This is a genomic window from Fusibacter paucivorans (genome assembly GCF_018390735.1).
Lineage (GTDB): Bacteria > Bacillota > Clostridia > Peptostreptococcales > Acidaminobacteraceae > Fusibacter > Fusibacter paucivorans.
Genome location: NZ_JAHBCL010000006.1, coordinates 118,942 through 138,879, shown reverse-complemented (window position 1 = coordinate 138,879; position 19,938 = coordinate 118,942). Strand labels below are relative to the sequence as shown.

Genomic DNA, 19,938 nt, shown 5'->3' with positions numbered 1-19,938 from the left:
TGTCACAATATCAAATCATTATAAGATTCGATTTTTTGATTCTGAGAGGTGACAGTTGCCATTTCAATGGCTTTCATGATGCGCCTAACACCTTCGTGAATATCGGATATGGCAGGATACGTATAGTTTATCCTAACATATGTATGTTCGGCAGTCGCTTGAGGAAAAAAGGGATCTCCGGGCATCACGGCTACTTTTAACGTTTTGCAGGCTTCGAAAAAGCTATGTGCATTTAATCGGGACGGTAATTCCAGCCATAAATAGAAACCGCCTTCGGGAATGTTAAAGGACATGCCATCTATGTGATAGGCGTTTAGTGCTTCAACCATAACATCTTGTTTGGCTTTTACCTGCGCTCTGAATTGCGCTAAGTGCTTTGGCAGCATCCCAGACTGAAGCGCTTCCAGTACGAGGTATTGGTGCAATGTATTGGCGTGAAGATCTGTAACTTGTTTCATAAAGCCCAACCTTTGAATGACTTCTTCAGCACCAAAGATCCAACCGAGTCGTCCGCCCATAAAGAGCATTTTTGAAAAAGTGCCAATGTATATCACATACTGATGACGATCCATAGCCTTCAATAAAGGTACGTCGATACGGTCAAAGTAGATTTCGGAATACGGGTCATCTTCGATAACGGGAATTTGATACAAATAAGCTAAATCCAATAATTTCTTGCGGCGCTCAAGAGGGAGATAAGTGCCGGTTGGATTTTGAAAATTTGGATTGAGGTAAATCAATTTTGGTCGATAGCGGATCAAATAATTTTCGAGTATATCTGTATCCATGCCGAATTGGTCTACTGGAATCCCAACCACTTTGGCGCCATGTGCTTTAAAGATTTCAATGGCGCCAACATAGCTTGGCGCTGCTGTAAAGATCATATCGCCAGGTGATATAAACAGCGAGGTGAGATATGAAATCGCTTGTTGTGCGCCAGAGGTAATCATGCATTGCTGGATGCCTGCTTGAATGCCTTTAAGCGTGCCCTGCTTGCAGAGTGCGCTGCGCAGGGCACTTAATCCCAGTAAAGGTGTTGGGTGAAGCAGTTGACTGCCGTAGGTGCTAAGACATTTTGGCATCAGCGATTTGACGAGGTCAACTGGAATGACATCATCACCTGCAAAACCACCGGCAAAAGAAATCGTATCGGGTTCACCGATGGCTTCAAGAGCCGTTTTAATAATTGTGTTACCAGACAATTGGTAGGGCTGTGTCATGATTTGGGGCCAAGGCATTGGTGGAATATAAGCATCCGTGTTTTCTGCTGTTCTTGAAAATTGCGATGCAACAATAGTGCCTGACCCCATTTGCGCATCGATAAAACCTTCAGACTTAAGTTCCCAATAAGCTTTGTTTACTGTACTGCGGTTAATGCCGAGCTGCTCGGCCAACTGTCTCTCAGAAGGAAGAATATCGCCAGCAGAAAGCGAACCGGATAAAATGAGACGAATAATCTGGTTTTTGATTTGCTGATAAAGCGGTGCATTAAGCTGCTTGTTGAGCGTTATATGCATAAGGCCTCCTTAAACAATTGGTACCAACCAATTAGAGTATAAAGCATTTTCTTTCAGATGCAAACGACCAATTTGCAAAAAAATAAACCCTCCACCTTTGCAGAGAGGGGTAAGTTCTCGGCTAGCGCAAAGGTAGGGGGGATATTATGGCGAATTAAAGCTAAAACCGTCTTAAAGCTCCAGCGGTGTTTTTAGAGCGCTTAAACGATACAGAGCAACAATGTCGTATCATGTGAGCACTTAAGCGATCATAATGAGAAAGAATGGGATGGACAAAATGGCAATTGTCGTCGATAAAGCGACACATTTTGCAGCCGTTAGTGCATCACCGCCAAAATTTCGGGCGAATAATGCTGCGGATGCCTGTACCGGTGCTGCAATTTCAATGGTTAAAATTGACTTAAGTGTACTGTCAATAGGGGTTAATAGAAGCAGCGTCAAAAAAATGGCGGGAAAAACGAGGCATTTCGTAAAGACACTGAGCATAATACCCCTATTTTGAAATGCTTCCCGCATATGGTTGAGATCGAGCTGAGAGCCCACCACCATGAGTGCAAGCGGCACGGATATTGCGCCGATACCCTTCGCTATTTTTAGAAAATAAGCCGGGGTGTCAATGCGAAAGAAAAAGAGTATCAGGCCAACTAAAATGGCAATCAATCCGGGATTGATGAGATTCTTTAATCTTTCGGAGGCACTTTGGGTGGTGGCATAATTTTGAACGCCAACGGTCCACTGAAAAATATTTTGAATAGCGACATAGACTGAGGCGTAGAGAACGCCTTCGCTGCCGAAAAGTGCGAGACTGAGTGGGTAACCAAGAAAAACGGCATTCCCAAAGACCATGCAATACCTGAGTTCTCGATGGTTGCCGTGACCATCCGCATAAAATGTCGACAGTTTTTTTGTTGCAAGGCTTGAGAGCGTAAAATAAGACAGCGATAAAACTGTCATCATGAGCATATTGTGTAAATAACGCGGGTCGTAAGCGATATTCATAGAAGAAATAACCAGCAGCGGCATAGCGATGTTGACGACGAGTTTACTCATGTCCCGCGATCCCGCCTCTGTAATGAACTGCTTTTTCTTTGCAAAATAGCCGATGCCAATATAGATGACGAGTACGAGAATTTCCAAAAATATCTGTATAAAATTCATGCTTGCCTCCCAATAGGGCGTCCTTATGTGTTCTCAATACTTGACAACTATAATATATCGCAATTGATTATTAATTACAAATATCAATAACATATGATATTATTAATAATATTAATATTTGTGCCAATGCTAAAAGTAATAAAAGTAATAAAAGTAATAAAAGTAATAAAAGTAATAAAAGTAATAAAAGTAATAAAAGTAATAAAAGTAATAAAAGTAATAAAAGTAATAAAAGTAATAAAAGTAATAAAGGTAATGAAGGTAATGAAGGTAATGAAAGCTTATAGCCTATAGTGAGCTAACCATAATGCAAATGAGAAATATTAATAAAAAATTTTAATCGAAGACATTCTGTGCAGAAAATAGTGTTTCGTTGGTTCATAAACCTGAAATGCGCTGCCGTTTTACAAAGCTTTAGCATATTCTCAAGAGGAGCGTGTCCATGGAGATTAAGCAGTTAAAATACTTTCAAAGAATTGCACATATCGGCAATATTACAAAGGCATCTGAGCAATTACATGTCGCTCAGCCGGCTCTTTCACTATCAATTAAAAAATTGGAGCAGACGCTCTCACTGGAACTATTTGATCGCTCGTGCAAACCACTGGCACTGACTTACGAAGGAGAAATTTTTTTAAAACGTGTTGATGCGTTGCTCGAACAGTATGATGATCTTGTTGAAGAGATGAAAGATTATTTAAACATGCATAAAGGACATATTCGCATTGGTGTACCGCCAATGCTCGGTGCTTATCTCTTTCCGCCTATTTTCAGTGAGTTTCATCGAGATTATCCCGGAATTGAACTATCCATTATCGAGGAGGGAACACTTGAAATTAAGCGGCGACTAATACAAGACGACTTAGACGTCGGGGTTATTATGGTCATTGCCGATGCACCTCAACTAAGTATTTTGCCAATAACCACGCATGAAGTGAAAGTATGCCTGCCGAAGTCGCATCCGCTTTCACAGCGCCGTTCCCTTTCCATTTCCGAATTAAAAGATGAATCCTTTATATTGCTAAATGAGCAGACATTTATGCGCAAAAGGATTTTAGATCTGTGCCATGAGAGCGGCTATGAACCCCATATTCTTTTTTCATCCAATCAGATCAGTACGATTTTAGGGCTGGTGGCTCAGGGCGCCGGTGTAGCGTTTGTCCTTCAATCATTGGCTGAGGGAGTTGATGAAATTGCCTCTGTTTCATTGGAGGTTCCTTTGACAATTCAAGCGGCACTGGCATGGCGCTCGGAGCGTTATCGTTCAAAGGCGACACAGACGTTCATTGACTTTATACAAGCCTTTTCAAGTCGATTCGATTAATTGTATTGTAAAAGATGATAAATTTTCATCAAATTGATCAAAATTAGCATATTTCTTTTGATAGTCGCGTTATAAATTGGTATGATAACTATGTAGGGAGACTTATATTTATAGGTCGATAACATAATGTTTCATGATCAGGAGGGATTATCATGAGTTACGAAACGTTAATCCTCGAAAAAAACGAGGGCATAGCGGTATTAAAAATCAACAGACCTAAAGCACTAAACGCATTAAACACTGCGCTGCTGTCAGAACTTGACGATGCAGTGGCAGCAATTGAAGGAGATGACGAAATTAAAGTCCTCATCATAACTGGTGAAGGCAAAGCATTTGTAGCAGGGGCTGATATTACAGAGATGAAGGACAAGACGCCGGAAGAGGCGAGAACCTTCGCAGGCCTTGCAATGGGTATTTTCAGAAGAATTGAATTAATGGAAAAACCAGTAATTGCTGCGGTTAATGGATTCGCATTAGGCGGCGGCTGTGAAATTTCTATGGCGTGTGATATCCGCATTGCCAGCGAAAAAGCAAAATTTGGTCAACCGGAAGTCGGTCTGGGCATAACGCCAGGATTTGCCGGCACACAGCGTCTTCCAAGAATTGTCGGCGTCGCAAAAGCAAAAGAATTAATTTACACAGCTAAAATGATAGACGCTGCTGAAGCGCTTCAAATTGGGCTAGTTAATGCAGTGGCAACGCCAGAAGCATTAATGGACGAAGCAAATGCAATGGCTAAAATGATTGCAAAGAATAGCCAGTCGGCAGTTCGTTATGCAAAAACAGCCATAAATCGCGGTTTTGAGACGGATATTGAAACGGGCATGCTCATTGAAAAAGATATTTTTGGTCTTTGCTTTGCAAATGAAGAGCAAAAAGAAGGCATGACGGCATTCGTCGAAAAACGTAAAGCTAACTTCAAATAAAGTATTTGAAGGACAAGGCATTAACTTATTTTATTTAACATTTTAGACATTCACATTATTAACCATTCACATTTTTATAATTAAAGAAGTTAAAAATAAATCATCTCCATTTGGAAAATTCGCTTCCCCATAAGCGAGGACAAATGACAATCAATTAATTATAACTTGGAGGCATTAACATATGAAAGTTTGTATATTAGGCGCCGGTACAATGGGCGCAGGTATTGCACAAGTTTTTGCAGTTAACGGACATGAAGTTGTCTTAAGAGATATTAAAGATGAATTTGTAGAACGTGGCATGGGTCACATTGATTCTGGTCTTGCGCGTTTGGTAAAAAAAGAAAAGATGACAGCAGACGAAAAAGCTGCGATCATGAGCAGGATTACAGGAACCGTTGATCTTGCACTTATCAAAGACTGTGATCTCGTCGTCGAAGCTGCTGTTGAAAGAATGGATCTCAAAAAGAAAATTTTTGCTGAATTAGATGAAGCTTGTGATGCCAAAACAATTTTAGCATCCAATACGTCTTCACTTTCTATTACAGAAATCGCATCTGCAACAAAGAGACCTGATAAAGTGATTGGCATGCATTTCTTCAACCCTGCACCAGTAATGAAACTCGTCGAAATCATCAAAGGGATTGCAACTTCTGAAGAAACGTTTAACACGGTTAAAAGCATCACTGCTGAAATTGGCAAAGACGGTGTTGCAGTTGAAGAAGCACCTGGTTTTGTCGTCAATAGAATTCTCGTGCCGATGATTAATGAAGCGGTTGGTATTTTAGCAGATGGTGTTGCTTCGGCTGAAGATATTGACCTTGCAATGAAACTCGGTGCCAACCATCCAATTGGACCACTTGCGCTTGGTGACCTCATTGGTTTAGATGTGTGCTATTTAATTATGGAAGTGCTCTACGATGAATTTGGTGATCCAAAATACAGACCGCATCCATATCTTAGAAAAATGGTCAGAGGCAATAAACTCGGCCGAAAAACAGGTGAAGGTTTCTTCAAATACTAAGTTTAAAGCAAAAGTAGAAAAAGTGTTGTAAGACACTATCAAAACGCGATTCCCAACGGGAATCGCGTTTTTAACATATAAAGTAATGCACTGCTTTTATTGATGATTCAAAATGACCAATGAAAATGGCAAATGAAAATCAACACGAAAATGGAGCGAAAATCGTTACATAATGGCAGAATTATCAGAAAAATAGTCGCTTTCGTGGCAAAATAGGGACTTTTGTGCTATAATAGTGCTGTTTTAATAACGAATCTAAATGAAAGGCATTCTATTGGAAGCATATTGGAAGTCTATACAAAAGTACAGAAACATCATTTTGACTTTTGGTGTTGCATACAGTTGTGTCATTGGGTTTTCACTCTTTGGACCGCTTGTTAAAGCGTATGATGCGCTCCATATTTTTTCAGTGAGTGTTATATCGCTTGTGGCATTCATTGTTTCTTTTATCATGCCTCGAAATCTATTGAACATCAAGTGGGTGATCCCCACTGGCATTGTGATGACGGCTGTTTTCGGCGTTGTCGGCTCTGTTGCAGCATTGCCTATTTTAAGTTTACTGGCAGTTGGGATTTATGCCTTTGCCGTTGCGACTATTTGTAGAAGTTGGACATTTTTCGTCTATGGCGAAATTCCGCCTACGTTAACAGGTGCCGTCATGAGCGGTGCGTTTTTGATTGCGTTTTCTATTCTCTATTTTTTGAACATTGGTTATGCCTTGCTTACGCCTCTGATGGCTTTTGCGATTGCTATCTTGTTGCTGACGATAGCCTATACTATAGCAAGGCGAACGCTTACAGAGATTGCCATTCAACCAATGGGGCTGAATCAAATCTGGCATCAAGGTCTTTTTTTGTTTATTGTTTACATAAGCGGCGGTATTAGCTATGCAGGAATTTATCCTTTTCTCGATGCTTTTCAGCATATTGATCGCTTTTATAATGTATTACCGCTGGTGGTTTGTCTACCATTTGCGGGATACTTAACTTTACGGTTTCAGAAAACACATGTCTTTGTTGTTGGTATCAGTTTATTGGGGATTGCGTTTTCTTTTTTTGCACTAGGCGTTAATTTCACAAATTATTTTTTTATTCAGACTTTTTTGCAAATGGGATGGGCTTTCCTAAATGTCTTTGGTTTTACTTTTGCGTGGGATGAAAGCAAACGTTTAAAAACACCGGGTGCTTTTGGAACGCAAATTATTTTTATATTAATGGGCGTTATGACAGGCGCTGTTTTAGCCCAGTGGTTTAATGCCAGAGGCTTCGCCATCGCTGTCTACGCTGTGACGACATTGGTGCCGCTTTTTATTTGTCTTGGCTATTTTATCATGATGACGGTTAAGCCAAAAAGTGAAGAAGAGATGACACTTGCCGTTTTTTCAAAGTTGCCGATTCTCGACCCGTTGACCGATCGAGAAAAAGAGGTTGCCTATTATTATTTTTTTGACGAAAGTGCACCGAGTATTGCTGATCGGCTTCATATTAGCTTGAACACCGTTAAGACACATTTAAAAAAAGTATATTTAAAATTAGAAGTTAGTTCAAAAGATGAATTTAAAGAAAAAATTAAATGTTTTGTCCTAAAAAGCTGAATACAGTATTTTTCAAGGCTTTGGGCAGCTCACCCTGCCCGTGTGAGCTCGAAAATCATCCGTTGTGGGTGGTTTTTTTTTACGTGCGCGCCCCATACACTAATGTTAAAGACATGAGGAAATTGTATCATTCAAATTTTAATCCTTTCACGACAACATGGATTTTTTCTGTATGATGAAAACCCAACATATTTTAGTGAAGGATCAAAGAATGGTGTTGTGCAATTTCCTTACATGATTAAAGGAGCGAATAATGGGAAAAAGAAAATTTTGGGGCATGATCACATTGGTATTATGTCTTGTATTGACAATGTCATTTAGCGTTGCTGGGACAACATCGGTGCAAACGATTGCTGACGACGATTTTATGGCATCACAATATTATAAAGGGGACCACTATACATTTAAACAGATTAACGTCGGCGATACGGTTCAAGGACGTGTTTTGAGCCAAACGGGAACTGAAAACAGCAATATTGATGTCTATCAGCTCATTGTAAGAGAAAGTGGAATGGTATCAATGTATGCTGAACCGCTGGCATTTGACTACTATCGAGATTTGGTCATTGACGGACCGATGATGCTGTCTGATCAGTCAGGGCAGAAAAAGGTTTATGCCGCAGGTGCGGAAAATGCGATTGCCATTAATGATTTTAACGGGTATGGCTGTTATCAAAAATCCGTTTATCTCGAAGCAGGTACTTACTATTTTACTGTCTCGGGCAAAGCGTACAGCGAACCGGATAAAGCAACCAACTATCTGATACCGGTTCCTTATCAATTACAAGTAACTGCAAGCGCAATAGCACAAGATCCAAACCGTGATACCGATGAATCAGCTGCTTATACTTTTTCGGGAACATCAGAACAAGTCCAAGGCGGTATTGGTATGTTGATGAATTATAGCGCATCCAGTAATCAGTTCCGAACGGATACAAAAGATCGTTACTATGTACCGGCGGGCAATGTGGGCAATGTGCAAATAAAAGTAACCAATAACAATGTCAGTGCATTAAGCGTTTTTAATAAAGAAAAAATTTACACGAGAGGCGATTCTCCGGATAAACTTGAGCTTAACCGGCTAGGGACATCTTTTATACAGGATAAAGCACTGCGCGTTTCACTCCAAGGTGTGGGTCAAGTCAAATTATTGCCGGGTGAGAGCTACACATACAGTTTAGATGCAGAAGATGATACATCTTATACACTTGAGTGCTTTGCTTCAATTCCTGCTTCATATACACTCAATTACACTGACGCTAGGCCGGAAGATATGACGGCGCCAGAAACCTCAGAACCTGAATCGAATGAGCCGGAAAATGAAGAACCTGAAGAACCGGAGGAGACCCAGCCATCGACTGATCAAAATACAGAATCTGATGATCCGGCAACTGATGATCCGACAGAATCAACACCGGGTACACCAGCTGATACAACGGAGGGGACAGATGAAATACCACTTTATATCACGTTGATTGTGATAGACGAATCGACTGGTGATTTGGCACAATTAACGAATGTTACGGTTAATGGTGTCTCGTGTGCGATTGCGGACAATCTGGTGACGAGTCAATTAGTGCCGCATCGAAACGGTCGATTTGAAATTGAAGTGGAGGCAGTTGGACATACGCGTCAAACTTTTGATGAACCGGTTCAATATGATGGCCTTAATATGGTTCATTTGAGCTTGCCTGTCGAAGCGGCGGTTCCTGCACCTGCACCAGCGCCAGTGCCTGAAACGACTAAATCAGTCAAACCGATCATCATGGTACACACTGCATGCGACATACCGGCATCTGTATTTGATGCACACAATTATGATATTTTTGTCAATGGTGTGAATTATAACGATCAAGAGGGCTATATGGGACACATTACTGATTTGCCAGTCAGTGAAGTTGGTACCGTTTACGACGTGGAAATTCGCGTTGATGGTTATCTGCCTTATAAAGAAACGATTACCATTCCGGATAGTGAATATGAAGATGGCAATGCGGTTGTTTTTGTGAATGTTAATACATCAAAAGATAATCGGGCGCCATCAGAGCCCCAAACGTATGATGATGTAACAGACATCGCGATTGATACAGCAAGTGACTGGGCTAAAGCGCTTATTACAGAAGCTTCAGAAGCAGGACTTAAGACGAAGGCGATGAGTCAGACAGACTTTAAAGCAGAGGCGAGCAGAGAAGCATTTTGCGAACTCGTGATGAAACTGTATGAGAATCTAGGTGGTACAATGGACAGTCAGTATAATCCGTTTACAGATACAAACAACCCGGCAGTTATCAATGCTTACAATGCCGGCATTATTGGTGGAACCAGTCTGACGACATTTAGCCCCAATGCTTCAATTACGAGGGAACAGCTTTGCGTTATGATTTTAAAAGCATTAAAAGCGGCGGATATCTCAGTTAATACACAAGGCAGCTATCAAATGGCTTATACTGATTTAGACAGCATTACAAACTGGGCTACTGAGAGTGTGAGAACGCTGAACAGCTACGGCATTATCAATGGCAGCGGCGACAGTTTAAATCCTCTAGGCACCGTCTCAAAAGAAATGGCCGTTATTATGATTTATAAAGCTTACGACGTCTTTCAATAACAGACGTTGACGATACGATACAAATACTTTAAGACCGATGATGCACGTATAACCCTAATACGTTGCATCACCGGTTTTATTTTTTGATTAAAAAGGCGCTGTCATCGTGTTAAAATTCATTAGTCGATGGCGAGAGGCGTCATGTTGAATAGATGCTATATTGAAATTAGCGAAGGATTGTGATAAATTATGAAGTATCTTATTAAAAATTAGTAACAATTGTGATCTGTATAATGTGGCTTTGAAACATGCCGTATGTGCTGCTGTGATCGGCCTTGTTAGATGGGCTGCAAAGTTAACGCCGCAGGTTGAATAGCGTGGGCATAGAAATAGAAGAGGAAATCGGTATGGCAATTACATTGAAACAACTGTGTCAGTATGCAAAAGAGAATTATGGCATGGAAATCATCAGCGCAAAAAACAATATGAATCATGTTGTGGATTGGGTCCATATGTTGGAAGATCCGGAAACGGCAACGTTTCTTCACGGTCACGAATTAATCTTTACGACGGGGATTGGACAGCGTAATACGACATGGTTTTTGGCATTTGTCAAAGAGTTGATTGAACATCGCGCCGCAGGTCTCGTCTTAAATATTGGTCCTTACATTCAAGCGGTTCCCGACGATCTTAAGGCATTCTGTGATGAAAACCAGTTTCCATTGTTTACAATCCCTTGGAAGACGCGGATTGTGGATATCACCAATGATTTTTGTCACCGCATCATGGATGCGGAGAAGAATGAAATTTCAGTTGCCGAGGCATTTCGTGATATCGTTTTTTTTCCTGAAAAGACAGTTGAACACAAACCGGTTTTAGAACACAACGCATTTGACACCGAAGCGGAGTATTGCCTCTTTACGATTATGATGAAAGATCAAGGCGGCGATCGGTTTTTAACACATGAAAAGCAGGTGCGAAATGCTTTAACAAAAATACTGATGAAATACAGTGAACACTTTAGCATTTTTAGGCAGGATAAGTTGCTTGTCGCCGTCTTACAGAGCTATTCACACCATATTGTTGAAAACGCTATTTTAGATCTTGAAGCGCATATGAAGCTCATTGAACCCAATTTGACACTTCACATCGGTATTAGTGAGACGGAATACGGTATTCGGTCTCTGGCGCTTTTGTACAAGCGTGCGATAGCCGTGATGAAAATGGCTGATCGGCAGCAGATGCTATATGTCGCCTATGATGCGATCGGCGTTAACAAACTTTTGATAGAGATTGACGATTCGACGGTGTTAAAGCGTTTTTATGAACAGACACTGGGGTTGCTTGAGGATTACGACAGTAAAAACCAGACGGACTATTTTACCATATTGCGCTATTACCTCATGTACAACAATAGTGTTGAAAAAGTATCTAAGGAGCTTTTTGTACATCGCAACACCATTAACTATAAGATTAAGAAAATCAAGGAAATTCTCCAATGCGATTTGGATTACAACGATGGTGTCAACTTGCTTCTCGCGTATAAAATTAAAGACCAAATTGGCTAAAACCGATCATTGTGCTGGAGCACAAAGCATTTTGTGCTTGAATTCGTTGCATGCGAACGGAATGATGGTATTATGTATACATACTTAATGACGATCATTTGCAGCAACAAAAATTAAATGGCATTATTTTTAGGGCAAGGGCGTCTGTTATGTGTTTAATAACAGACGCCCTAATTTTATGCGTGAGGTGACTAGAATGAAAGTAAATGAAATGAAAGCAAGTGAAATTCAAGATATGTCAAAAGCGTACAATCTCCATTCGTGGAGCGTACAGGGGCCGTTGAAACCAAAAGTCATGGCAAAGGCTGAAGGCGTTTGTTTCTGGGATGGCGATGGGAAGAAATATTTTGATATGTCTTCACAGCTCGTCAATCTCAATATAGGGCATGGCAATCAAAAAGTAATTGAGGCGATTAAGGATCAGGCTGAAAAATTAGCTTTTGCATCACCAGCTTTTGCACTCGATGTGAGATCACTCTTGGCAAAGCGGATTATCGATATGGCGCCATCCAATATGGGCAAAGTTTTTTTTACGCTCGGCGGAGCAGATGCCAATGAGAATGCTATCAAAATTGCACGTTTGTTTACCGGACGAAATAAAATCATGTCGAGGTATCGCTCATATCATGGTGCGACTTACGGTGCTGCGAATTTAACAGGTGAACCTCGAAAATATGCATGTGAACCGGGCATACCTGGATTTGTAAAATTCTTTGATCCATACGTTTACCGAGCGCCAATTGATTTTGAAACAGAAGAGGCAGCTACAGCTTATTATATCGGTCAGCTGAGAGAACAAATTATCTATGAAGGGCGAAACAGTGTAGCGGCGATTTTTATGGAAAGCATTACGGGCAGCAATGGTGTCATCATTCCGCCAAAGGGCTATATGAAAGGTGTTCGCGATTTATGTGATGAGTTTGGCATTATGATGGTCTGTGATGAAGTCATGACTGGATGGGGAAGAACCGGTAAATGCTTCGGTGTTAACAACTTTGATGTTGAGCCGGATATCATCACCTTTGCGAAAGGCATTACCTGCGGGTATGTACCGCTTGGTGGCACTATTGTGAGCAAGGCGATTGCGAAACACTTTGACGATCACTTCCTAAGCTGCGGTTTAACGTATTCAGCCCATCCGATTGGCTGTGCGGCAGGCCTTGCAACACTGGATGTTTATGAAGAAGGCAAGCTTTTTGATAACGCCAATGCCATGGGTGCCATACTTGGAGATTTACTGGAAACTTTAAAGTCAAAACATGCCTGTGTTGGCGATGTTCGTTACATTGGCCTCTTCTCAGCTGTTGAACTCGTAAAAGACAAGGCGACGAAAGAAGCACTTGTGCCATATGACGGTGATCCGGATAAGTTGATGCCAAAGATTAACGGCATGCTCAGCGAACGCGGTTTTTCAACGTATACACATGAAAACTGTATCATCGTTGCACCGCCGCTGATTATTAATGAAGCAGAACTTAAAGAAGCAATGGCGATTATGGATGACGTACTGACAATTGTAGATGAAACAATGCTATAGGGGGTTTTATGAATTATCAATATTATATGCCAACCCGCGCGATTATTGGCGAGGATTGTATTTTAAATCACAGTGATGTGTTCAAAACGCTAGGTAAACGGGCCATGCTGGTAACAGGTGCGCGGTCAGCGAAATTAAATGGCTCTGCAAAGGACATTATGTCAGCACTTGAAGCCGTTGGCATCACCTATCTCGTTTACGATAAAGTCATGAGCAATCCGACAGTGGCGTGTGCTTATGAAGGTGCGGCGCTTGCGAAAGCGAATGATGTGGATTTTATCATCGCCATTGGCGGTGGTTCGCCAATGGATGCAGGCAAGGCCATTGCACTGTTGGCAGCACAGGATATTGAGCCTTCTGCATTGTTCAGCGGCAAGTATGAAAACAAAGTTCTGCCGATTGTGGCCGTACCAACCACAGCCGGAACGGGGTCGGAAGTGACACAATACTCGATTTTAACCAATGATGCCATGCAGACGAAGACGGGGATCGCATCCAATTATATTTTCCCGGCCATTGCATTTTTGGATTCCAAATACATGGAAGCGCTTTCTTATACAACCCTTGTGAACACAGCGGTTGATGCACTGTCGCATGCAGTTGAAGGAATGCTTTCTGTACGACGTTCTTTTATCTCAGATGCCCTTGCAATGGAGAGTATTCGATCCATTATGGAAACGCTGAAAGCAATTGCGGGGATGGGTGATGATGTCAAAATGACGTCAGAAATGCGTGACAAGCTGCTTTACGCATCTTTTATGGCGGGCATCGTCATTGCGCAAACGGGGACGACAGTGGTGCATGCAATGGGTTATGCACTGACGTATTCCAAAGGTATTGATCACGGCAAAGCAAATGGCTTGCTCATGGGCAGTTATTTAAAACTGGTATCGAAGCAGGATTCAGATTTAGCGGATAAGATTGTAAGCGTTATGGGATATGACAGTATTGAATCAATGGATAAATTGATCTTGCCGATGATTGGCGAAGGTGTCCATTTAAGTGAAGATGAAATTGAGCATTATACACAAAAAGTATTAAAGACATCCAATGTATTGAATTGTCTGGTTAAGCCAGCTAAAGAAGATATTATGAACATGTATCAAGAAGCGCTTAACGCCATGTAATGTCAAAATTTTGGCCGTTAAAAGCTAACCTTTATTCAAACAGTTATCGCGAATAAGTTGTCAGGAAATAAGCAGAAAAAGCGTAAGGAGGTAATGCTATGGATTTATTAATAAAGAACGGCACCATTGTAACATCATCAGAAACCTATTCAGCGGATCTTGCCGTGAAAGATGGCAAAATCGTTGCCATTGGAACACTTTTGCCAGAAACGGCTACAACAGTTATTGATGCAAAAGGTAAACTCGTATTGCCCGGCGCCATTGATGTACACACCCATCTTGCCATGCCTTTTGGCGGTACGGTTTCAGCGGACGGTTATTTCTCTGGTACCCGAGCGGCAGCATGCGGCGGTGTTACCACGGTATTTGATTACCCGGTACAGCGCAAGGGGACAGGCATTATGGGACTGATTAACGATAAAAAGAAAATATGCGAGGCGGAAGCCTGTATTGACTATGCCTTCCATTGCTGCATCACCGACATTGAGGAAGGCAAAATTATCGAAGAGATGGCAACAGCCGTTGAAGAAGGGATTACGAGTTTTAAATGTTTCTTTGTCTACAAAAAAGAAGGCATGATGGTTGATGACGGTACATTTGCCAAGTTGCTCGCACGTGCAAAGGAGATTGGTGCTATGATTAATCTTCATGCTGAAAATCCGGATCTTATCGACTTAAATGTTGCTAAATTTGTCGCAGAAGGCAAGTTATCGCCTTGGTATCACTACCTTTCCAGACCTGAATACGTGGAAGCAGAAGCGGATAAACGCGGCATTCACTGGGCGAAGCATTTAGAGGCACCGTTGTACATTGTACACATGGCTGATAAAGAAGGGCTTGAAGCTGCCATAGATGCCAAACGAGAAGGGCACGATATTTACGTTGAAACGTGCCCGCAGTATCTGGAATTTACCAGTGAAGTGTATAAGCGTGAAGACGGCCGTAATTTCGTCTGTTCACCGCCGATGAAAGGACAGGAAAGTCAGGACGCTCTCTGGAAAGCCATTCAAAATGGTCAGATTGATACGGTTGCTACCGATCACTGTCCTTTCCAAAGCTATGAAAAAGACTGGGGCAAGGATGATTTCACGAAAATACCAAATGGCTGTGCAGGGGTTGAAAACCTCTATCCGTATATGCTGGCTGCGGCAAATGACGGCAAAATCTCATTCAGCAGAGCTGTAGAACTCTGTTCGACAAATCCGGCGAAAATCTTCGGCTGTACGTCAAAAGGATCGCTGACAGTCGGCAAAGACGCAGATATCGTCATTTACGATCCTGAGAAGACGTTAACGATTAGTGTTGACAATATGCATTCGGATTACGATCATACGATCTGGGAAGGCAAATCGCTGAATGGTTATCCGGTGATGACATTTTCCAGAGGAAAGCTCGTCTATAAAGATGGTGAATTCGTCGGTGAAGCCGGATGGGGTCAATTCGTAAAACGTGCCAGTCGCAATGATTAAAACGTATCTGTATATGAATGCATTCAACAATTAAAAATGACTGCGCAACGCTGTTTGTAAAGCGTAGAAAACCATAAAGAAAATAGAGAAACAAGAAATCGACAGTGAGAGATAGCAAGGATTTGGCAAGTTGGATTGATACAGAGTTATAGAAAAACTAAAAGAGAGATAAAAAGAGAAATAAAGAGAGATAGAGATAAAAAGAAATAAAGATAAAAAGAAATAAAGATAAAAAGAAATAAAGATAAAAAGAAAGGAGGACGTGTATGTCGCCACTTAGCGCTTTTGCAGCAAAAAATGAATCAGACGGGTGCTTGCTTTGCCATGATGCACCTTGTACCAAACACTGTCCTCAAGGTCAAGATCCGGCGGGTGTTTTACTCGCTTATCGATTTGACAACGTGATAGGTGCCTTTGCCAAAGCATCCGGTGATGTTTGTGCTTCATGTGAACTGCAAACGTGTCAAGCGCATTGTGTAAAAAGTAAAATTGATCGACCGGTAGATATTAAAGGTTTTATGATGTTTGCCAGTGCAGGTGCGGCTGAAACAAACACAGAAGCAATTGATTCGAATGTAGACCTCAGTATTGACTTTTGCGGTGTTCATTGCGAAAATCCGTTTTTTCTTTCATCGTCTGTTGTCGCCAGTAATTATGAGATGGTGGCGCGTGCATTTGAAATGGGATGGGGTGGTGCTTGTTTTAAAACGGTGGGCACTTTTGTACCGGAAGAAGTATCACCGAGATTCGCCGGCATACGCAAAGAAGGCAATTCCTTTATAGGCTTTAAAAATATTGAGCAGATATCAGATCATACACTGGAAGAAAATTTAAGCTATTTCAGAAAGCTGAAAAAAGATTATCCCAATAAAGTGCTGATTGCTTCAATTTTAGGACAGAATGAAGCGGAATGGACGTATTTGGCGAAAGTCGTCACAGAAGCAGGCGCAGATATCATTGAATGCAATTTTTCGTGTCCGCACATGTCTGGCGATGGTCTTGGCTCCGATGTGGGGCAAGATCCCGAACTCGTCTATAAATATACAAAAGCGACGCTCGCAGGAACACATTTGCCTGTACTTGCCAAAATGACGCCGAATGTTGGTAATATGGAGCCGCCTGCCATTGCCGCAATGGAAGCCGGTGCAACGGGAATCGCGGCGATTAATACCATTAAGAGTATTATGAATGTCGATTTGGGCTCTTTTGGCTCAGAACCTTCTGTAGAGGGAAAATCCTGTGTCGGCGGGTACTCCGGTAAAACGGTGAAACCCATAGCACTGCGTTTTATTCATGATATGAAAAAGCACTTTCAGCTATCAGCTGCGCCTATTAGTGGCATGGGCGGCATAGAAACATGGCGGGATGCCGCAGAATTTATGGCGATGGGCTGTGAAAACCTACAGGTAACTACTTCGGTTATGCAATATGGTTACCGTGTGATTGATGATATGATTGACGGCATGAAACGCTATTTGCAGTCACAAGGGTATACAAAAATTCAGGAAATTGTCGGCAAGGCATTGCCAAATCTCGTTTCTTCCGAGGCTTTGAATCGACAATCCATTGCGTATCCCAAGTTTGATCGAATCAAGTGCATTGGCTGCGGCAGATGTTACGTTTCTTGTGATGATGGCGGTCATCAGGCGTTGACACTAACATCAGACAGAACGCCGAGACTATTGGCGGATAAGTGTGTCGGATGCCATTTGTGTGCTGTGGTTTGTCCGGTTGGTGCCATTAGCACTGGTACAAGAGTAGCGCATAAGCATTAGAGAAAAACCTTCGAGGTTAAAGGGGGACTTATGTCAGAAACACAAATTCAAGTAAAAGATGTCAGCATGGTTTACACCAATAATGCAGGTGAAAAAATCAATGCACTGGACAGTGTTAGTTTAGATATTAAAGAAGGAGAGTTCATTTCGCTGTTAGGCCCTTCTGGGTGCGGCAAAACGACGCTTTTAAGAATCATCGCCGATTTGCTTCAGCCAACGGACGGTGAAATTATTATTGACGGTCAGTCTCCGAGGGATATACGGATCAAACAGGAATATGGCATTGTGTTCCAACAGCCGGTTCTTTACGATTGGCGAACGGTCAGACGCAATATATGTCTGCCCATGGAGATTATGGGCGTTCCGAAAAAAGAGCGAACTTCACGGATTGATGAAAAGCTGGATTTGGTAGGGCTGAAAGACTTTGGCAAGAAATATCCATTTGAACTCAGCGGTGGTATGCAGCAGCGTGTCGGCATTGCCAGAGCATTGGCGCTTAATCCTAAATACCTGCTCATGGATGAGCCGTTCTCGGCGCTGGATGAGTTTACAAGAGAAAAGCTCAATGAAGATTTGCTCGAGATTTGGGGCAAGACAAAGAGTACCGTTATTTTCGTCACACACAATATTCCGGAATCCGTTTTTCTTTCAGATCGCGTCATCGTCTTGACGCCTCATCCGGGTAAATTGGCAGCGGTAGTTGACATTGATTTGCCAAGACCGAGGCGCAATGAACTCAGAGATTCACCTGAATTCTTTGAATACGTAGCAAAGATTAGAAAGTGCTTTCAGGAGGTGAAAATGTGACCATCTCAAAACATGAAAGAAGGCTGGTAACAGCCGTCTGGCTAGTCGGTATTCTGGCATTCTGGGAAATCATGGCCTTCATCTTGAAATACGTGGTGAAGAGTGAGATGGCATCGGTAAAATTACCATTTCTCCATACGATTTTTATCACCATGTTCCAAAATGCCGGCATGCTGCTTGAAGCAAGCGCTGTAACCTTTTCGCGAGCGCTCTTGGGATTTGCCATTGGAGCTGTCATTGGCGTCGTCTTAGCCATTCTCATGAGTTTATCCAAGACACTGGAGCGCATTGCGTTTCCATATCTCATCATTTCACAGATGATCCCGGTATTGGGGCTGGCGCCGATTATTTTCAATATTGTCAGGGATATGAATCTTTCGAGGATTATCATAGCCGCCTACATTACGTTCTTCCCGGTTTCCGTCAATATGCTCAGTGGTCTCAAAAGCGTTGATCAAGAAAAGAAAGAGCTGCTTTATGCCATTGCGGCATCAAAATTCAATGTCTATCGAAAACTGATGCTGCCCTACGCGATGCCCTATTTGTTTACAGGTTTAAAAATTGCCGCGCCAATGGCTGTTACGGCCTCTATCTTAGTTGACATGCTTGGTTCAAAGAGCGGCATTGGCGTAAAAATGCTTTATTCGCTCTATTCAAGCTCAATGGATATTTTTTGGGCTTCCGTTATTACCAGTGCTATTTTAGGAATTGTCAGTTACTATCTCGTGATTAATGCAGAGCATTTCTTCCTCCCATGGCAATCGGGAAAGGAGGGTGAAACGGCATGATGAACAAAGTTAAGAATATCTTGTGGCCATTGCTTTTCGGGATCGCTTTTTTAGCACTGTGGCAAATGGGATACGTCCATAAAGTATTGGATTTAAAACCGTTTCAACTTCCCGTGCCATTAGAAATCGTGCAGACACTGCATGCGAACTTGCCAAAGGCGATTAAAGACTGCGGCGTTACCCTTTCAGGTGCTTTTATCGGCATGATGATTGGATCGGCCATCGGCTTTATGATCGCCGTGATCGCAACGATTTTTCCGAAGTGGGGCTATGGCGGTCTTATCATTATCACAGCTTTTAATGCAATGCCAATTGTCGCCTTGTCGCCAATTATGAACCTGTATTTTTCGACGGGGATGGCGCAGAAAATCGGCGTCGTTACCATTGTCTGCATGGCTGCAATGGCCATGAACGCATACAGCGGACTCAACACCTTGAAGCCGTATTCCATGGACTTAATGCACTCCGTGGCGGCTGAACGCTGGGTGATCTTTAAGAAGCTCCGATTGCCAAACTGTATGCCCAATGTTTTTACGGCGTTTAAAATCAACGTAGCAGCTTCCATTATTGCGGCTATTATCAGCGAATATTTTGCGACGTCAACAGCCGGTCTCGGCTTTGGCATCAAAGATAACCTTAGAAAAGCTGAAATGGCAATGGGCTGGTCGTATATCGTCGTCGCATCACTTGCCGGCGTTTTGATTTACATCGTCATCTTATTGTTAGAACGCAATGTCATCAAGTGGCATGCTTCACAAAGATAGAAAAATAAGGGAGGA

At 42.1% G+C, this 19,938-nt stretch carries 15 protein-coding genes; 13 read left to right on the top strand and 2 right to left on the bottom strand.

Annotated elements, in window-relative coordinates; translation table 11 throughout:
* Positions 1 to 2 precede the first annotated feature (2 nt).
* The gene (locus tag KHM83_RS04835; RefSeq protein WP_213235788.1) at positions 3 to 1,517 is read right to left on the bottom strand and encodes an aminotransferase-like domain-containing protein; all 1,515 of its coding nucleotides are present in this window, start codon (positions 1,515 to 1,517) and stop codon (positions 3 to 5) included.
* Between the two features lie 240 nt (positions 1,518 to 1,757).
* Positions 1,758 to 2,675 (bottom strand): AEC family transporter, encoded by a 918-nt coding sequence (locus KHM83_RS04830; protein ID WP_213235787.1) that lies wholly within the window; start codon positions 2,673 to 2,675, stop codon positions 1,758 to 1,760.
* Positions 2,676 to 3,117: 442 nt separating this feature from the next.
* Between KHM83_RS04830 and KHM83_RS04825 the strand changes: the two genes are divergently transcribed.
* The 13 genes from KHM83_RS04825 (at position 3,118) to KHM83_RS04765 (ending at position 19,923) form a co-directional block, all read left to right on the top strand.
* Complete coding sequence (locus KHM83_RS04825) at positions 3,118 to 3,999, top strand: LysR family transcriptional regulator (protein ID WP_213235786.1); 882 nt, start codon at positions 3,118 to 3,120, stop codon at positions 3,997 to 3,999.
* 152 nt (positions 4,000 to 4,151) lie between these two features.
* The gene (locus KHM83_RS04820; protein ID WP_213235785.1) at positions 4,152 to 4,925 is read left to right on the top strand and encodes a short-chain-enoyl-CoA hydratase; all 774 of its coding nucleotides are present in this window, start codon (positions 4,152 to 4,154) and stop codon (positions 4,923 to 4,925) included.
* A 181-nt stretch (positions 4,926 to 5,106) separates the two neighbouring features.
* Entirely contained in the window at positions 5,107 to 5,946 is an 840-nt protein-coding gene (locus KHM83_RS04815; RefSeq protein WP_213235784.1) for a 3-hydroxybutyryl-CoA dehydrogenase, read from the top strand.
* 274 nt (positions 5,947 to 6,220) lie between these two features.
* Positions 6,221 to 7,540, top strand: coding sequence for a LuxR family transcriptional regulator (locus KHM83_RS04810; protein WP_213235783.1), 1,320 nt, complete (start codon positions 6,221 to 6,223; stop codon positions 7,538 to 7,540).
* 253 nt (positions 7,541 to 7,793) lie between these two features.
* Positions 7,794 to 10,148, top strand: a complete 2,355-nt coding sequence (locus KHM83_RS04805) for an S-layer homology domain-containing protein (protein ID WP_213235782.1) — start codon at positions 7,794 to 7,796, stop codon at positions 10,146 to 10,148.
* Positions 10,149 to 10,495: 347 nt separating this feature from the next.
* Positions 10,496 to 11,656 carry a PucR family transcriptional regulator gene (locus KHM83_RS04800; protein WP_213235781.1) on the top strand — a complete coding sequence of 387 codons (1,161 nt, stop codon included), beginning with the start codon at positions 10,496 to 10,498 and terminating at the stop codon, positions 11,654 to 11,656.
* A gap of 196 nt (positions 11,657 to 11,852) precedes the next feature.
* Positions 11,853 to 13,193: an aminotransferase class III-fold pyridoxal phosphate-dependent enzyme gene (locus tag KHM83_RS04795; protein ID WP_213235780.1), complete on the top strand. Its 1,341-nt coding sequence runs from the start codon at positions 11,853 to 11,855 to the stop codon at positions 13,191 to 13,193.
* An 8-nt stretch (positions 13,194 to 13,201) separates the two neighbouring features.
* On the top strand, positions 13,202 to 14,320 hold the full coding sequence (locus KHM83_RS04790; RefSeq protein ID WP_213235779.1) for an iron-containing alcohol dehydrogenase family protein: 1,119 nt from the start codon (positions 13,202 to 13,204) through the stop codon (positions 14,318 to 14,320).
* Between the two features lie 98 nt (positions 14,321 to 14,418).
* Entirely contained in the window at positions 14,419 to 15,789 is a 1,371-nt protein-coding gene (gene hydA / locus KHM83_RS04785) for a dihydropyrimidinase (protein ID WP_213235778.1), read from the top strand.
* Between the two features lie 266 nt (positions 15,790 to 16,055).
* Positions 16,056 to 17,564: an NAD-dependent dihydropyrimidine dehydrogenase subunit PreA gene (gene preA, locus KHM83_RS04780; RefSeq protein ID WP_213235777.1), complete on the top strand. Its 1,509-nt coding sequence runs from the start codon at positions 16,056 to 16,058 to the stop codon at positions 17,562 to 17,564.
* A gap of 30 nt (positions 17,565 to 17,594) precedes the next feature.
* Complete coding sequence (locus tag KHM83_RS04775; RefSeq protein ID WP_213235776.1) at positions 17,595 to 18,371, top strand: ABC transporter ATP-binding protein; 777 nt, start codon at positions 17,595 to 17,597, stop codon at positions 18,369 to 18,371.
* Positions 18,368 to 19,159, top strand: coding sequence for an ABC transporter permease (locus tag KHM83_RS04770; RefSeq protein WP_343213119.1), 792 nt, complete (start codon positions 18,368 to 18,370; stop codon positions 19,157 to 19,159). The genes KHM83_RS04775 and KHM83_RS04770 overlap by 4 nt, the downstream gene beginning before the upstream one ends.
* Positions 19,156 to 19,923: an ABC transporter permease gene (locus tag KHM83_RS04765; protein WP_213235775.1), complete on the top strand. Its 768-nt coding sequence runs from the start codon at positions 19,156 to 19,158 to the stop codon at positions 19,921 to 19,923. The genes KHM83_RS04770 and KHM83_RS04765 overlap by 4 nt, the downstream gene beginning before the upstream one ends.
* Positions 19,924 to 19,938 lie beyond the last annotated feature (15 nt).

What these genes read in the sequence shown, in the direction of transcription:
- hydA (WP_213235778.1), top strand. Translation starts at nt 14,419, where the DNA reads ATGGATTTATTAATAAAGAACGGCACCATTGTAACATCATCAGAAACC.
- KHM83_RS04795 (WP_213235780.1), top strand. Translation starts at nt 11,853, where the DNA reads ATGAAAGTAAATGAAATGAAAGCAAGTGAAATTCAAGATATGTCAAAA.
- KHM83_RS04765 (WP_213235775.1), top strand. Translation starts at nt 19,156, where the DNA reads ATGATGAACAAAGTTAAGAATATCTTGTGGCCATTGCTTTTCGGGATC.
- KHM83_RS04830 (WP_213235787.1), bottom strand. Translation starts at nt 2,675, where the DNA reads ATGAATTTTATACAGATATTTTTGGAAATTCTCGTACTCGTCATCTAT.
- KHM83_RS04815 (WP_213235784.1), top strand. Translation starts at nt 5,107, where the DNA reads ATGAAAGTTTGTATATTAGGCGCCGGTACAATGGGCGCAGGTATTGCA.
- KHM83_RS04820 (WP_213235785.1), top strand. Translation starts at nt 4,152, where the DNA reads ATGAGTTACGAAACGTTAATCCTCGAAAAAAACGAGGGCATAGCGGTA.
- KHM83_RS04775 (WP_213235776.1), top strand. Translation starts at nt 17,595, where the DNA reads ATGTCAGAAACACAAATTCAAGTAAAAGATGTCAGCATGGTTTACACC.
- KHM83_RS04825 (WP_213235786.1), top strand. Translation starts at nt 3,118, where the DNA reads ATGGAGATTAAGCAGTTAAAATACTTTCAAAGAATTGCACATATCGGC.
- KHM83_RS04835 (WP_213235788.1), bottom strand. Translation starts at nt 1,517, where the DNA reads ATGCATATAACGCTCAACAAGCAGCTTAATGCACCGCTTTATCAGCAA.
- KHM83_RS04790 (WP_213235779.1), top strand. Translation starts at nt 13,202, where the DNA reads ATGAATTATCAATATTATATGCCAACCCGCGCGATTATTGGCGAGGAT.
- KHM83_RS04805 (WP_213235782.1), top strand. Translation starts at nt 7,794, where the DNA reads ATGGGAAAAAGAAAATTTTGGGGCATGATCACATTGGTATTATGTCTT.
- preA (WP_213235777.1), top strand. Translation starts at nt 16,056, where the DNA reads ATGTCGCCACTTAGCGCTTTTGCAGCAAAAAATGAATCAGACGGGTGC.
- KHM83_RS04800 (WP_213235781.1), top strand. Translation starts at nt 10,496, where the DNA reads ATGGCAATTACATTGAAACAACTGTGTCAGTATGCAAAAGAGAATTAT.